The 14,995-nt window shown below is 73.7% G+C and carries 8 protein-coding genes; 7 read left to right on the top strand and 1 reads right to left on the bottom strand.

The genetic code is table 11. The features are described 5' to 3' along the window. The first annotated feature begins 162 nt into the window (after positions 1-162). The 5 genes from D7193_RS17510 (at position 163) to D7193_RS17490 (ending at position 12,286) form a co-directional block, all read left to right on the top strand. Positions 163-3,438, top strand: a complete 3,276-nt coding sequence (locus tag D7193_RS17510; protein ID WP_120780603.1) for an efflux RND transporter permease subunit — start codon at positions 163-165, stop codon at positions 3,436-3,438. Positions 3,439-3,536: 98 nt separating this feature from the next. Then, positions 3,537-4,781 carry an MFS transporter gene (locus tag D7193_RS17505; RefSeq protein WP_120780602.1) on the top strand — a complete coding sequence of 415 codons (1,245 nt, stop codon included), beginning with the start codon at positions 3,537-3,539 and terminating at the stop codon, positions 4,779-4,781. A gap of 59 nt (positions 4,782-4,840) precedes the next feature. Further along, positions 4,841-5,785, top strand: coding sequence for a homoserine kinase (gene thrB, locus D7193_RS17500; RefSeq protein WP_120780601.1), 945 nt, complete (start codon positions 4,841-4,843; stop codon positions 5,783-5,785). Positions 5,786-6,079: 294 nt separating this feature from the next. Beyond that, on the top strand, positions 6,080-8,107 hold the full coding sequence (rho, locus tag D7193_RS17495; RefSeq protein WP_120780600.1) for a transcription termination factor Rho: 2,028 nt from the start codon (positions 6,080-6,082) through the stop codon (positions 8,105-8,107). A 669-nt stretch (positions 8,108-8,776) separates the two neighbouring features. Continuing rightward, the gene (locus tag D7193_RS17490) at positions 8,777-12,286 is read left to right on the top strand and encodes a phosphodiester glycosidase family protein (protein WP_120780599.1); all 3,510 of its coding nucleotides are present in this window, start codon (positions 8,777-8,779) and stop codon (positions 12,284-12,286) included. Positions 12,287-12,349: 63 nt separating this feature from the next. On the opposite strand, the gene D7193_RS17485 is transcribed toward D7193_RS17490, so the two are convergent. Next, a complete protein-coding gene (locus tag D7193_RS17485; RefSeq protein ID WP_120780598.1) occupies positions 12,350-13,246 on the bottom strand; it encodes a phosphatase domain-containing protein in 897 nt (298 codons plus the stop codon). 307 nt (positions 13,247-13,553) lie between these two features. On the opposite strand from D7193_RS17485, the gene rpmE reads away from it, so the two are divergent. Both rpmE and prfA read left to right on the top strand, forming a co-directional pair. Next, positions 13,554-13,778 (top strand): 50S ribosomal protein L31, encoded by a 225-nt coding sequence (gene rpmE / locus D7193_RS17480; RefSeq protein WP_120780597.1) that lies wholly within the window; start codon positions 13,554-13,556, stop codon positions 13,776-13,778. 123 nt (positions 13,779-13,901) lie between these two features. After that, a complete protein-coding gene (gene prfA / locus D7193_RS17475) occupies positions 13,902-14,990 on the top strand; it encodes a peptide chain release factor 1 (RefSeq protein WP_120780596.1) in 1,089 nt (362 codons plus the stop codon). Positions 14,991-14,995 lie beyond the last annotated feature (5 nt).

Raw genomic sequence — 14,995 nt, 5'->3', positions numbered from 1 at the left:
GTTCGTCGCGGCGTGTCGTGACAACAACTTCATGATCAACGCGAGGTCGGGTGGCATACGGGTCCCGTCGCCGGGACCGCCGCGTACCCGGCTCGGGGAGGTTGGATCGCGTCGGGCACACTTTGCGTGCCCCGCAGACGTCCCTAGGAGTGGGTCAGGTCGATGTCGCTGCTCGCCAGATTCAGTCTCGCCAACCGAGGGCTGATCGCCCTCATCGCGGTGGTGACCACGGTGTTCGGAGTGTTCGCCGTGCCGTCGCTGAAGCAGCAGCTGCTGCCGTCGCTGGAGTTCCCGGCCGCGTTCGTCATGGCCCCGTACCCCGGTGCGGCGCCGGAGATCGTCGAGTCGCAGGTCGTCGAGCCGATCGAGAACAGCCTCCAGGGCATCCCGGGGCTGGAGAAGGTCACCTCGACCTCCCGTGAGGGTATGGCCACCGTCCAGGTGCAGTACGAGTTCGGCACCGACCTCGACGACGTCGTCAACAAGATGCAGACGGCGCTCAACCGGATCGACGCCCAGCTGCCGGAGGGCGTGGACCCGCAGGTGATCGCGGGCAGCACCGACGACCTGCCGGCCGTGGTGATCGCCGCCAGCGGCGGCGGGGACGAGCGCGCCCTCGCCGACAAGCTGCGCGCCGGCGTGCTGCCGGACCTGGAGTCGATCGAGGGCGTCCGCGCCGTCGAACTCACCGGTACGCGCGACGACGTCGTCGTCGTCACCCCGAACCTCGCGAAGCTGGCCGCCGCGAAGCTCCAGCCCACCGCGATCGGGGCGGCTCTGAAGAGCAACGGCGTGGCCGTGCCGGCGGGCACGGTGACCGACGGCAGCCAGGCGCTGCCGGTGCAGGTCGGCACCCCGGTCACCACGCTGGAGGACCTGCGGGGCATCGTCGTGGCGCCCGGGCCGCGGCCGGTCCGCCTCGGCGACGTGGCGACCGTCGAGCAGACGCTCGCGCCGGCCACCGCCATCACGCGGACCAACGGCGCGGACAGCCTGGGCATCGCCGTCACCGCCGCGCCCGACGGCAACGCGGTGGAGATCTCCCACGAGATCCGGGACCGGCTCGACGGGCTCCGGGACGCGTCCGGCGCCGACCTGACCGTGGTCTTCGACCAGGCGCCGTTCGTGGAGAAGTCGATCGAGAGCCTGACCACCGAGGGCCTGCTGGGCCTCGTCATGGCCGTCATCGTCATCCTCGTGTTCCTGCTGTCGGTGCGCTCGACGCTGGTCACCGCGGTCTCCATCCCGCTGTCCGTGCTCGTCGCGCTCATCGCGCTGTGGATCGGCGACTACTCGCTCAATCTGCTCACCCTGGGCGCCCTGACCATCGCGGTCGGCCGGGTGGTCGACGACTCGATCGTCGTACTGGAGAACATCAAACGACATCTGGAGTACGGCGAGGCCAAGCGCGACGCGATCGTCGCGGGCGTCCGCGAGGTGGCCGGCGCGGTGACCGCGTCCACCCTCACCACGGTCGCCGTGTTCGCGCCCATCGCGCTGGTCGGCGGCTTCGTCGGGCAGCTCTTCGCGCCGTTCGCCATCACGGTGACGGTCGCACTGCTGGCCTCGCTGCTGGTCGCGCTCACCGTGATCCCGGTGCTCGCGTACTGGTTCCTCAAGCCGTCCGGCGGGACGCCGGACGACGAGGCCGTGCGCCGGGCCGCGGAGGAGAAGGAGCTGCGCAGCCCGCTGCAGCGGACGTACCTGCCGGTGATCGGGTTCGCCACCCGCACCCGCCGCACCCGCTGGATCACCCTGGGGCTGGGCGTGCTGGTGCTCTTCGCCACGTTCGGGCTGGCCAGCCAGCTCCAGACGAACTTCCTCGACGACTCGGGGCAGGACACGCTGAGCATCCGGCAGGAGCTTCCCGCCGGCACCGCGCTGGCGGCGACTGACGCGGCGGCTCGCGAGGTCGAGGCTGTGCTGGAGCGGACCGACGGCGTCGAGACGTACCAGGTGTCGGCCGGCGGGAGCGACATGGCGTTCCTGGGCGGCGGTCGTAACAACGTCGCCTCCTGGTCGCTGGCGCTCGACGGCGAGACCGATGCCAAGCAGATGCGCGAGGTGCTGCGCAAGGAGTTCGACGCGCTCGGCCCCGACGCCGGCGAGTTCACCTTCGGCGGCGGCCAGGACGCCTCGGCGAGCCAGCTCGAGGTGGTCGTCCAGGCCGCCGACCCGGAGGTGCTGGCCCGCGCCGCGGACGCCGCGGAGGAGGCGGTGGCCGGTACGCCGGACGTCGAGGACGTGACGACCAGCCTCGCCGACCGGGTGCCGCGGGTCGACGTGACCGTGGACCGGGTGAAGGCCGGCCAGGCCGGTTTCACCGAGGCCGCCGTCGGCCAGCTCGTGGCCCAGGCGTTCCGGGGCGCCCCGCTTGGCCAGGTCACGCTCGACGGCACGCAGCAGGACGTGGTGCTGCGCCTGGCCGCGAAGCCGCCGGCCGGCGTCGAGGAGCTGCGCGCGTTGCCGGTGGGGCCCGTGAAGCTGGGCGACATCGCCACGGTCGAGCGGGCCGAGGGGCCGCAGCAGGTGAGCCGCATCGACGGCGAGCGCAGCGTGACGGTGAGCGGTACGGTCACCGGCTCGAACCTCGGCGCCACCACCCAGGCGCTGCGTGAGCGGCTGGACGCGATCGACGTGCCGGGGGCGACGTTCGCCGTGGGCGGCGTCAGCGCCGAGCAGGAGGACGCCTTCGGCGACCTCGGCCTGGCGGTGCTCGTGGCGATCGCGATCGTCTTCCTGATCATGGTGGCCACCTTCCGCAGCCTGACCCAGGCCCTGATCCTGCTCGTCTCCATTCCGTTCGCGGCGACCGGCGCCATCGGCCTGCTGCTGATCACCGGGACCCCGCTGGGCGTGCCGGCGCTCATCGGCGTGCTCATGCTGGTCGGCATCGTGGTCACCAACGCGATCGTGCTGCTCGACCTGATCAACCAGTACCGGGCACAGGGTCTGGGCGTCCGCGAGGCGGTGGTCGAGGGCGGACGCCACCGGCTGCGTCCGATCCTGATGACCGCGGTCGCGACGATCTTCGCGCTGCTGCCGATGGCGTTCGGGCTCACCGGCGAGGGCGGCTTCATCTCGCAGCCGCTCGCGGTCGTGGTGATCGGTGGCCTGCTGAGCTCCACGCTGCTCACGCTGATCCTGGTGCCGACCCTCTACGCCATGGTCGAGCACACCAAGGAGTCGATGCGGGAGCGCCGCCGCCGCCGGCGCGGGGGCGACGCGCCCGCCGGTGCGGCGGAGCCGACCGGGCCGTCGCCCGAGCCCGAGCCCGAGCCGGCGCTGAGCGGCGCCCGGGCGGGCGGCGACCGCCCGGCGGAGCGCTCCGCGGCCCCACGGCCCGCCCCGTCGGCCGCGCTGGTCGACGGTACGGACCAGTTCGAGGTGCTCCGCCTGCCGAAGAGCCGCACCTCGCCGCTGCCGCCCACCGAGTAGGCACGGCCTGACGCGTACGCCCCCGACCGGCTCGGAGCCCGTCGGGGGCGTACGCCGTTTCGGAGGCCGTCCGGGCCCGCGGGGTAGGGTCCTGCTCCGTGGCGTCCACCCTGTCCGTGCTCACCCGCAACCGGAACTTCCGCAACCTCTTCCTGGCCGAGCTGGTGGTCTTCGGGGCCGACTGGTTCGTCATGGTCCCGCTCCTCGTGCTGCTGCCGAAACTCACCGGCAGCGGCGTGTGGGGAGCGCTGGTGCTGGCCGTGGACACGGGTGTCGTGGCGCTGCTGCTGCCGTTCACCGGCACCATCGCGGACCGGTTCGACCGACGCCGGATCATGATGATCGCGAACGTGGCCGCGCTCGCCGGGGTGCTGCTCCTGCTCGCCGTACGCAGCGCCGGCACGGCCTGGCTGGCCATGCTGGCGATCGGCGTGATCGCGGTCGCGAAGGGCTTCTACTCGCCGGCCGCCCAGGCCGCCCTGCCCAACGTGCTCGACCCGGAGGAACTGGCCGCCGGCAACGCCATCGCCGGCTCGGCCTGGGGCACCATGACGGTGGTCGGCGCCTCGCTCGGCGGTGTGCTGAGCGACCGGGTCGGGCCGTACGCCTGCTTCTGGATCGCCGCCGTCGGCCTCGCGCTCGCCGCGGGCCTCGCCGCGACGATCCGCCGGCCGTTGCAGGCGCCCCGGGACGCCGACGCGCCACCGCAGCGCGCCTGGGCGGCGGTGGGCGAGGCGCTGAGCTACATCGGGCACCGGCCGCGGGTGCTGGCGCTGGTCACCGTGAAGTCCGCGGTGGGCCTCGGCAACGGCGTGCTGACCGTCTTCCCGCTGCTGGCCGGGGTGTACGGCGCCGGGCCGGCCGGCGCCGGCCTGCTCTTCGCGGTGCGCGGCGCGGGAGCCCTGGTCGGGCCGATCCTGATGCGCCGGGTCCTCACCAACCGGTCGTGGCTGCTGCCGGGCCTCGCGCTGTCGATGTCGCTGTACGGGCTGGCCTACGTGGGCACGTCGGTGGTGCGTTGGTTCCCGCTCGTGCTGCTGCTGGTCTTCGTGGCCCACTTCGCGGGCGGCAGCAACTGGGTGATGTCGAACTTCGCCCTTCAGGGCGAGGTGCCGGACCGCTTGCGGGGCCGTGTGTTCGCCACCGACATGATGCTGGCGACGCTCGCGATCTCGGTCAGCCAGCTCGCGGTCGCCGCCGTGGTGGACGTGGTGGACGAGCGGGTGGTGCTGGCCGGCTGCGGTCTGGTCACCCTCGTGTACGCGGTCGGGTGGCGGATCGCGACCCGGCGGCTCTCCCTCGTCGACCCGGTACCCGAGCCGGCGCCCGGCGCGGCCCGGTAGCGGTCCCACCGGTCGGGCCGGTGGCGGGGATCGTCGGACCCCCGCCCTAGCATGAGCCCGTGCCGACGAACTTCACCGCCGGGCCGGTCCGGGTCCGGGTGCCCGCCACCAGTGCCAACCTGGGGCCGGGATTCGACGCGCTGGGGCTCGCCCTCGGGCTGCACGACGACGTCGCGGCCGAGATCGCCCCGGCCGGCGTGCGGGTCACGGTCACCGGTGAGGGCGCGGGTGAGCTGCCCGGCGACGACCGGCATCTCGTGGTCCGGGCCATGCGCGCCGCCTTCGGGCGCCTGGGCGGGGAGCCGTCGGGGCTCGTCGTGGAGTGCGTCAACCGCATCCCGCAGGCCCGGGGGCTGGGCTCCTCGTCCGCCGCGATCGTCGCCGGTCTGCTGCTGGCGCGGGCCCTGGTGGCCGACGGCGACAGCCGCCTCGACGACGCCGCCGTCCTCCGGCTCGCCGCCGAGCTGGAGGGTCATCCCGACAACGTGGCGCCGTGCCTGCTCGGTGGCTTCACCCTCGCGTGGACCGAGCCGGCCGGGGCCCGCGCCGTCACCCGCCGGGTCGCCGACGGGGTTCGGCCCACGGTCTTCGTGCCGACGGAGCGCGGGCTCACGGCGGCCGCCCGGGCGGCGCTGCCAGCCACCGTGCCGCATGGCGACGCGGCCTTGACGGCGGGCCGGGCCGCCCTGCTCGTGCACGCGCTCACGGTCGACCCGGCGCTGCTGTTCCCCGCCACCGTCGACCGTCTCCACCAGGATTACCGGGCGGCCGGCATGCCGGGCACGGCTGCCCTGGTCAGCGCGTTGCGTGCGGCGGGTGTGGCGGCTGTGGTCAGTGGGGCGGGTCCGACTGTCCTGGCGCTCAGCGACCCGCCCGAGGGCTTCGACCCGGGAACAGACTGGCAGGTCTGGCGGTTGCCGATAGATGTCAGCGGCGCCCGGGTCGCCCGGGGTAGACTTGGACACGCCGAGCGGGACCCTGTTGCCGCAGGTCGGAAGAGTTGATTACGCTCTAGACTTAGCACAGCCGCGAAGCATGCGATCTCCTGCGGGTCGGCGCACCCCCGAAGCTCTCGGCGGTCAGCCCGTCACCCCTGCCAAGGCCCACGCCGCACCGCAGTTTCCACAGGTCGCCGCAGACGGCGAGACCTGCTCACCGATGCTGGTGAGTCGGGAAACCGACCGGCTGCTGTGTCACAGACTCCCGCGACGCGTTCATGCGAGGCGGGTGCACCGAGGCCGCCCGGCCACCTGCTTGTCGACTCCGGGCAGTCCCGGCCTATCGAGGGAAGGAATCCATTGAGCGACACCACCGACGTGACGTCGGATGTTTCCAACGTCGCTGGCGAAGCCACCACCGCCGCCCCCGCCCGTCGTCGGCGTAGCGGCACGGGTCTGTCGGCGATGCTGCTGCCAGAGCTCCAGAGCCTGGCCGCGTCGCTCGGCATCTCCGGCACGGCTCGCATGCGTAAGGGCGAGCTGATCGCCGCGATCTCCGAGCGGCAGGGCGGCGCCGCCGCCGGGACCCCTCGACCGCGGGCCGAGGTCGCGGCCGCGGCGGCTCCCGCCCGTGAAGAGGTGCACGCCGAGGTGCGGGAGACCACCGAGCGGCCGGAGGCCGATCGGCGCACCGCCGAGCAGCCGGCGGCCGAGGCGGCCCCGGCCGAGACCGAGGGCCGTGGCCGGTCCCGGCGTCGGGGCGGCGCGGCCGCGGAGGCGCGGGCCGCCGAGGCGCGTACGGAGGAGGCCGAGGCCGGCGAGCGTACCGACCGGGGCGAGGGCCGCGGTGGGCGCGACCGCAACGAGCGGGCCGAGCGCGGTGAGCGGGCCGAGCGCGGTGAGCGGGCCGAGCGCGGCGACCGCAACGAGCGTGGCGACCGTGGTGAGCGGGCCGAGCGTGGTGAGCGGGCCGAGCGCGGCGACCGTGGTGAGCGGGCCGAGCGCGGTGAGCGGGCCGAGCGTGGCGACCGCAACGAGCGTGGTGAGCGGGCCGAGCGTGGCGACCGTAACGAGCGCAACGACCGCGGCGACCGCAACGACCGGGGCCAGCGCGCCGAGCGCGACAACGACGGCGACGAGGACGGCGAGGGCGGCGGCCGGCGCGGCCGGCGCAGCCGCTTCCGGGACCGCCGCCGCGGTCGGGGCGAGCGCGCCGAGGGCGGCGAGGGCGGCCGCGAGCCGCAGGTCGGCGAGGACGACGTGCTCGTCCCGGTGGCCGGCATCATCGACGTCCTCGACAACTACGCCTTCGTGCGGACCACCGGCTACCTGGCCGGCCCGAACGACGTGTACGTGTCGATGTCCCAGATCAAGAAGTACGGCCTGCGCCGCGGTGACGCCATCACCGGTGCGGTCCGCGCCGCCCGCGACGGCGAGCAGCGGCGGGACAAGTACAACCCGCTGGTGCGTCTCGACACCATCAACGGCATGGAGCCGGAGGAGGCCCGTCGCCGGCCGGAGTTCTACAAGCTGACTCCGCTGTACCCGCAGGAGCGGCTGCGGCTGGAGACTGAGCCGCACATCCTGACGACGCGCGTCATCGACCTGGTGATGCCGATCGGCAAGGGTCAGCGGGCGCTCATCGTGTCCCCGCCGAAGGCGGGTAAGACGATGGTGCTGCAGGCGATCGCCAACGCGATCACCCACAACAACCCGGAGTGCCACCTGATGGTGGTGCTGGTGGACGAGCGGCCCGAAGAGGTCACCGACATGCAGCGTTCGGTGAAGGGCGAGGTCATCGCGGCCACGTTCGACCGTCCGCCGCAGGACCACACGACGGTGGCGGAGCTGGCGATCGAGCGGGCGAAGCGGCTCGTCGAGCTGGGGCACGACGTGGTCGTGCTGCTCGACTCCGTGACGCGGCTCGGCCGGTCGTACAACCTGGCGGCGCCGGCCAGCGGCCGGATCATGTCGGGTGGTATCGACTCCACGGCGCTCTACCCGCCGAAGCGCTTCCTCGGCGCGGCCCGCAACATCGAGAACGGCGGGTCGCTGACCATTCTCGCCACCGCGCTGGTCGAGACCGGCTCGATGGCCGACACGGTCATCTTCGAGGAGTTCAAGGGCACCGGTAACGCGGAGCTGAAGCTGGACCGGAAGATCGCCGACAAGCGCACCTTCCCGGCCATCGACATCCACCCGTCCGGTACGCGCAAGGAGGAGATCCTGCTCGCGCCGGAGGAGCTGGCCATCATCCACAAGCTCCGCAAGGTCCTGCACTCGCTGGACTCGCAGGCGGCGCTCGACCTGCTGCTGGACCGCCTCAAGCAGTCCCGCACCAACATCGAGTTCCTCATGCAGATCGCGAAGTCGACGCCGGGGGAGTGACCCCTCCCGGTTGAGGATCCACGAAGGGCACGGCCGTTCCGGCCGTGCCCTTCGTCGTGCGCGTGGCCCATGCGGCCTGGCGGCCTGCCTTGAGGCGGCGTCGAGGCGGCGTCGGTCATGCGCGGCGCGCCGCGGCCGCACGACGACCGTCTCGTCCGGGGCGGCGACCCAGGTGCGGGGGCGTCGGGTGGTCACTCTCCGTGCGATCGGCGTCCCCCAGCCGGATTCTCACTCTCCGTGGTCGGCTCGGCGAGGTTCACCGCCGCCGGGGCGCGGTCGCTCCGGCCTCTCGGCTCTGACCAGCGGTTTCCCGTGGGTCGGGCTCGAGCCCGGACCGAGCCCCCGTCGTCCTTTGCTCTGCACTCCTATATGCATCGGTGACGGACCGTGCCTGGTGCCTATGGGGGTGCAGAGCAAAGGAGGTGAAGGGTGGGCCGGCTGGTCCGGGTCTGGTAGCTCTGCGTTATGTGGGCGGCGGCGGAGTTACGTGGGCGCCGGCGGGATTGTGTGGGGCCGGCGGGAACGTGGTGGGCCACCATTACCGACCAGCCCGAACGGCGGGCGTCGTCAGGCAACGGCGCCAGGCACAGCCGGCAGCCCATGCAGTTTTCTTTCAGTTCAGGCGTAGCCTATTGAAACTTCTGTTCATTGTCGGGTTGACTGTCGTCCATGCGTACCCGCAGACGATCCCTCGCCGGCGTCCTGCTGCTGACGCCGCTGCTCACCCTGGCCGGTCCGTTCCCGGCCGTGGCCACCGCCGCGCCGACATCGGCGGCCGCCGCCGACCGGGCCACCGCCGGCCCGGCCACCGACCGGGCCGACACCCTCGCCGAGGACGCGCCACCCGCCTCCTCCCGGTTCACCGAGCCGGTCAGCTTCGCCCTGGTCCGGCCGGCCGGGAGCGCCAGCGCCGGCGGCGTCGAGCCGGCCGGCGGCCTGGAGACCGCGAAGACCACCCGGCCGGTCGCACCGGGGGTGCAGCTCACCTCGTTCGACAGGTACGACGCCGACGGGTGGCTGCGCGCCGACGCGATCACTGCCGACCTCACCGGCGGCGTCACTGTCGACTATGTCAACTCCGGCGAGGTGAGCCGGGCCGAGCCGCTGCGCGCCGCCGCGGACCGGACCCGCGCGGTCGCTGCGGTCAACGGCGACTTCTTCGACATCAACAACTCGGGTGCCGCCCAGGGCGTCGGCATCCGCGACGGCGAGCTGATCCAGTCGGCGGTGAGCGGGCACCGCAACGCGGTGGCGGTCACCACCGAGGGCATCGGCCGGGTGATCGAGGTGAACTTCGACGGCAGCGCCGTGCTGCCCGCTGGCCCGGTGACGCTCACCCAGTTCAACAACATGGTCGAGGCGGGCGGCATCGGCGCGTTCACGGCGCTCTGGGGGACGTACACCCGGCAGCGTGCCGTGGAGGGCGCGGCCCGCGTCACCGAGGTCGCCGTGGCCGGCGGCCGGGTGACCGGCGTGAGCCCGACGGCCGGCAGCGGGCCGATCCCCGCCGGCACCACGATCCTGCTCGGCCGGGACGCCGGCGCCGACGCGCTGGCCGGGCTGCGGCCGGGTGACCCGGTCGACGTGACCTGGCGGCCGAAGCCGTCGGACGGCAGCACCCTGCACGCCGCGGTCGGCGGCGGCAACGTGCTGGTCCGCGACGGCGTGGTGCAGGCCATCGCGGACGCGTCGCTGGCCCCGCGCACCGCGGTGGGCTTCACGGCCGACGGACGCAAAATGATCATGATGACGGTGGACGGGCGCCAGGTCGACAGCCGGGGCGTGACGCAGACCGAGATGGGCCGCATGATGGCCGAGCTGGGCGCGTACACGGCGCTCAACCTCGACGGGGGCGGCTCCTCGACGCTGCTCGCCCGCGAGCCCGGGGCCGCGGCCGTGCAGGTGGAGAACAGCCCCTCCGACGGCTCGGAGCGCGCCGTCCCCAACGGCCTCGCCCTCTACGCGCCGCAGGGCAGCGGCCGTCTCCACGGGTACTGGGTGCGCACCGCGAGCGACCCGACGGCCGCGCCCGGCGTGTCCCCGGTCCGCGGCGGACGCCCCGACCGGGTGTTCCCCGGCCTCAGCCGCCGGCTCACGGCCGCCGGCCACGACGAGACGTACGGCCCGGCGGCCGGCGCGCCGACCTGGCGGGTCGACCCGGCGGTGCACGGCCGGGTGGACCGCGACGGTGTGTTCCACGCCCTGGTCCCCGGTGCCGCGAACGTCACCGCGCGGCGGGGTGCGGCCAGCGGCAGCCTCGGCCTCACGGTGCTCGGGCCCCTGGCCCGGATCGACTCCACCGTGGAGCGCGTCGGCCTCACCGGCCGCGACGGCTCCGCGCTGTTCGGCGTGGTCGGCTACGACGGCGAGGGGAACACCGCGCCGGTGGAGCCCGCCGACCTGAAGCTGGAGTACGACCACGACCTGCTGCGGATCGCCCCGACCGAGGACGGCAACCTCGCGGTGACCGCGCTGCGCGACACCGGCGCCGCACTGGTCACCGTCCGGGTGGGACGCCAGAGCACCGTCGTCCCGGTCACCGTGGGTCTCACCGACCAGCCGGTGGCCGACTTCGAGGACGCGTTCGCGTGGAAGTTCAGCCAGGCACGGGCGAGCGGCTCGGTCGCGCCGGCGCCGGGCCACACCGGCACCGGCCTGAAGATGTCGTACGACTTCAGCCAGTCCACCGGCACCCGCGCCGCGTACGCCGACCCGCCCGCGTGGATCGAGGTGCCCGGCCAGCCGCAGGCGTTCGGCATGTGGATCTACGGCAACGGCCGGGGGGAGTGGCCGAGCCTGCACCTGCACGACGCGCAGGACACCCAGCACGTGCTGCGCGGGCCGTACATCACCTGGACGGGCTGGAAGTACGTCGAGTTCGCGGTGCCGGCCGGCGTGCAGTACCCGGTGCGGGTGCGGCGGTTCTACGTGGCGGAGACCAACGCGGCGGCGCAGTACACCAACGAGATCGTCATCGACGACCTCGTGGCGAAGGTGCCGCCGTCGGTGGACGCGCCGGCCGAGGAGCCGCGTACGGACCGCGTGGTGGTGCGCGACGGCACGGTGGACGGCGCGCCGTGGCGCTTCGCGGTGATGTCCGACGCCCAGTTCGTGGCCGCCGACCCGGACAGCGACCTGGTGGCCCAGGCCCGCCGGACGCTGCGGGAGATCAGAGCCGCGAAGCCGGACTTCCTGGTGATCAACGGCGACCTCGTCGACACCGCGTACCCGGCGGACTTCGCGCTGGCGAAACGGGTGCTGGACGAGGAACTGGGCAACCAGCTGCCCTGGTACTACGTGCCGGGCAACCACGAGATCATGGGCGCGCCGATCAGCAACTTCCAGGCCGTGTTCGGCGCCACCTCGCGGGTCTTCGACCACCGGGGCACGCGCTTCGTGACCCTCAACTCCTCCACCGGCTCCCTGCGCGGTGGCGGCTTCGACCAGATACGGATGCTGCGCGAGGCGCTCGAATCGGCGGCCACCGACCGGTCGGTCGGCTCGGTCGTGGTGCTGCACCACCACCCGCCGCGCGACCCGAGCCCCGCGAAGGCCAGCCAGCTCGGCGACCGCAAGGAGGCGGCGCTGCTGGAGCAGTGGCTCGCGGACTTCCAGCACCGCACCGGCAAGGGCGCGCTCTTCGTGGGCGGGCACGTGGGCACGTTCCACGCCGAGCGGGTGGACGGGGTGCCGTACGTCATCAACGGCAACTCCGGCAAGACGCCGTCGACGCCCGCGGACCGGGGCGGCTTCACCGGCTGGACGGAGTTCGGCGTCGACCCGGTCAGCCCGGCCGAGGCCGACCGGGCGCGGCGGAACCCGCTGGCCGAGGGTCCGCGCTGGGTGGACGCCGAGGTCCACGCGCACACCGACCGCCTCGCGGTGACCGCCCCGGCCGGCGTCGCGCTCGGCACACCGGTGACCGTCACGGCCACGCTCACCCAGCCCGGCGGGCGGACGGTCCCGGTCGCCGCGCCGGTGAGCGCCGACTGGTCCGCCTCGCCGAGCGTGCACGTCGGCGCGGCGACCGGCCTGCGCCCGTGGCACGTGGCCTGGTTCGACCCGGCCACCGGTCGGCTCGTCGCGCTGCGAGCCGGCGCGTCGGTGGTGCTCGCGGTGACGGTCAACGGCGTACGCGCCGAGGTCACCATCGCCACCGCGGCCCGCGCCGCCGCCTGAGCGCACGGACGGGCCCCCGGCCGACCGAGGGCCCGTCCGGCGGGCAGCGAACCGCCCGCGGCCTCAGAAGTCGCCCTCGGCCACCTGGAAGACGGTGAGGCCGAGGGCGCGCCACATCCGGACCACCTGCATCCGGTCGTCGAAGACGCCGACGACCCGGTAGCGGTCGCGGATCTCCCGCTCGTAGATCTCCTGCTTGACCACCGAGTCCTTGCGGGAGTCGCCGAGCGCGCGCAGGTGCAGCGCCAGGTACGGCACCCGCACGTGCCGGGCCAGCCACGCCACCGTGTCGGCGCGGGCCGAGGCGTCGCGCCCGGAGCAGAAGACGACCCCGTACCCGGCGGCGTGCATGGCCCGCACGGCGGCGATCACGGCCTCGTTGGGGCGGTCCTCGCCGACCCGGGTCATGTCGTACGGGCTGCGCGAGACGTTCAGCGCCACGGTGCCGTCGATGTCGACGAGGACGATCTCCGGCGGCCCGGTGTCGGGCGCCTGCACCCGCGCGGGACGCCCGGTGCGGGCCTCCGGCACGGGAAGGGGCAGTGCCCGCCCCTCCAGGTAGCGCTCGTGCAGCCGGCGGATGGCCGCCTCACCGACCCGCTCCGCCTCCGGCCGCGTGGCGTCCCGGCGCAGGCACTCGTCCAGCGGCACGTCGGTGAAGTCGTGCACCTCGAAGTCGGCGCCGTACCGGGCGGCCAGCTCGGCCCAGTCCCGCAGCGTGCGCGAGCGCAGGTTGGTGTCGTCGACGCAGACGTCGGCCCGGGCGCGCAGCAGTGCCTCGACCTGGGCCCGCTGGGCCGTGGTCACCTGCGCCTCGGCCCACTGGGTGAAGAGCCGCTCGCCGTGCAGCATCCGGCGCAGGTCGTCCCGGTTGACCCGGACCACGGACGGCTGGAGCGTCCGGGCGAAGGTGGTCTTCCCCGAGGCCGGCAGGCCCCTGGTCGCGATCAGGCGGGGCATCGCTCACCTCCGTCTCGTCGCCGCGCCGGTCGCCCCGGCGCCGCCGCCGGCCGTGCGCGTACCCCGTCCGGGGTACCTTGCCGGGCGCGCGGCCTCCCGTGAATGCCCCGCCGACCGGCGGGAATGCCAACCCGATGGTGCGCGTTACCGATCCTGGACCGGTGTGCCGCCCGATGACGGGCTGGGCGCACGCCCATGGCACACTGGTCAATCGGCCACCGGTTCCGGTTCACGCCCGAGCCCGCCGCACGGGTGCGGTGGGCGGTGACGGCGACCCGGCGACCACCGACGAGAGGACCGAGGCGACATGAAGCCCAACATCCACCCGGAGTACGTGACCACCGAGGTCACCTGTTCCTGCGGCAACACCTTCACGACCCGCAGCACCGCCAAGGGCGGCGCGATCCACGTCGAGACCTGCAGCGCCTGCCACCCGTTCTACACCGGTAAGCAGCGCGTTCTCGACACCGCCGGTCGGGTCGCGAAGTTCCAGCAGAAGTACGCCAAGGTTCAGGCCAAGAAGGCCAAGTAACTCCTCGTTCGGCGCCCGCGTCCGGTTTCCCACCGGCCGCGGGCGCCGTCCGTATTCCCGCCGGTCGTGCCACCGAGACCCGGCGGGACCCGTCCCTCCGGCCGTCGAAGGAGCATCCCCCGCATGAGCAGCGAGCGCCTGGCCGCCCTCCTCGACGAGTACGCGGACCTGGAGAAGCGGCTCGCCGACCCGGCCATCCACGCCGACCAGGCCACCGCGCGTCGCGTCGGCCGGCGGTACGCCGAGCTGGTGCCGCTGCACAAGGCGGCCGGTGAGCTGGCGCAGGCGCGCGCCGACCTGGCCGCGGCCCGGGAACTGGCCGCCGAGGACCCGTCGTTCGCCGGGGAGGTCGAGTCGATCTCGGCGTCCCTGCCGGCGCTGGAGGAGCGCCTCGCCGAGCTGCTGATCCCGCGCGACCCGCACGACGCCAAGGACGTGATCGTCGAGATCAAGGCCGGTGAGGGCGGCGAGGAGTCCGCGCTCTTCGCCGGCGACCTGCTGCGGATGTACACGAGGTACGCCGAGCGCCGGGGCTGGCTGGTCGAGGTGATCGACGCCCAGGACTCGGACCTCGGCGGGGTGAAGGACGTCTCGCTGGCGATCAAGACCAAGGGCGTGCCCGAGGGCGGCAACGGCGTCTGGTCCCGGCTCAAGTGGGAGGGCGGCGTGCACCGGGTCCAGCGGGTCCCGGTCACCGAGTCGCAGGGCCGCATCCACACCAGCGCGGCCGGCGTCCTGGTGCTGCCCGAGGCCGAGGAGGTCGACGTCACCATCGACCCCAACGACCTGCGGATCGACGTCTTCCGGTCGTCGGGCCCGGGCGGGCAGTCGGTGAACACCACCGACTCCGCGGTCCGGATCACCCACGTGCCGACCGGCATCGTGGTCTCCTGCCAGAACGAGAAGTCGCAGTTGCAGAACCGCGAGCAGGCCATGCGGATCCTGCGCTCCCGGCTGCTGGCCGCGGCCCAGGAGCAGGCGGACGCCGCGGCCTCCGACGCGCGCAAGGCGCAGGTGCGGACGGTCGACCGCTCCGAGCGGATCCGCACGTACAACTTCCCGCAGAACCGGATCACTGACCACCGGATCGGCTACACCGCGTACAACCTGGACCTGGCCCTCGCCGGTGACCTGGACGGCGTGCTGGACGCCCTGGCCGAGGCCGACCGGGCCGCCCGCCTGGCGGGCGACACCGAACTCGCCCGCCGCTGACGGTC

Source organism: Micromonospora costi, assembly GCF_003626655.1.
Taxonomy (GTDB): domain Bacteria; phylum Actinomycetota; class Actinomycetes; order Mycobacteriales; family Micromonosporaceae; genus Micromonospora; species Micromonospora costi.
This window is presented reverse-complemented; position numbering and strand designations above follow the sequence as displayed.

Bases quoted from the DNA above. Each gene is read 5' to 3' on its own strand.
- D7193_RS17510 (WP_120780603.1), top strand. From the start codon at position 163: ATGTCGCTGCTCGCCAGATTCAGTCTCGCCAACCGAGGGCTGATCGCC.
- D7193_RS17490 (WP_120780599.1), top strand. From the start codon at position 8,777: ATGCGTACCCGCAGACGATCCCTCGCCGGCGTCCTGCTGCTGACGCCG.
- D7193_RS17485 (WP_120780598.1), bottom strand. From the start codon at position 13,246: ATGCCCCGCCTGATCGCGACCAGGGGCCTGCCGGCCTCGGGGAAGACC.
- rpmE (WP_120780597.1), top strand. From the start codon at position 13,554: ATGAAGCCCAACATCCACCCGGAGTACGTGACCACCGAGGTCACCTGT.
- prfA (WP_120780596.1), top strand. From the start codon at position 13,902: ATGAGCAGCGAGCGCCTGGCCGCCCTCCTCGACGAGTACGCGGACCTG.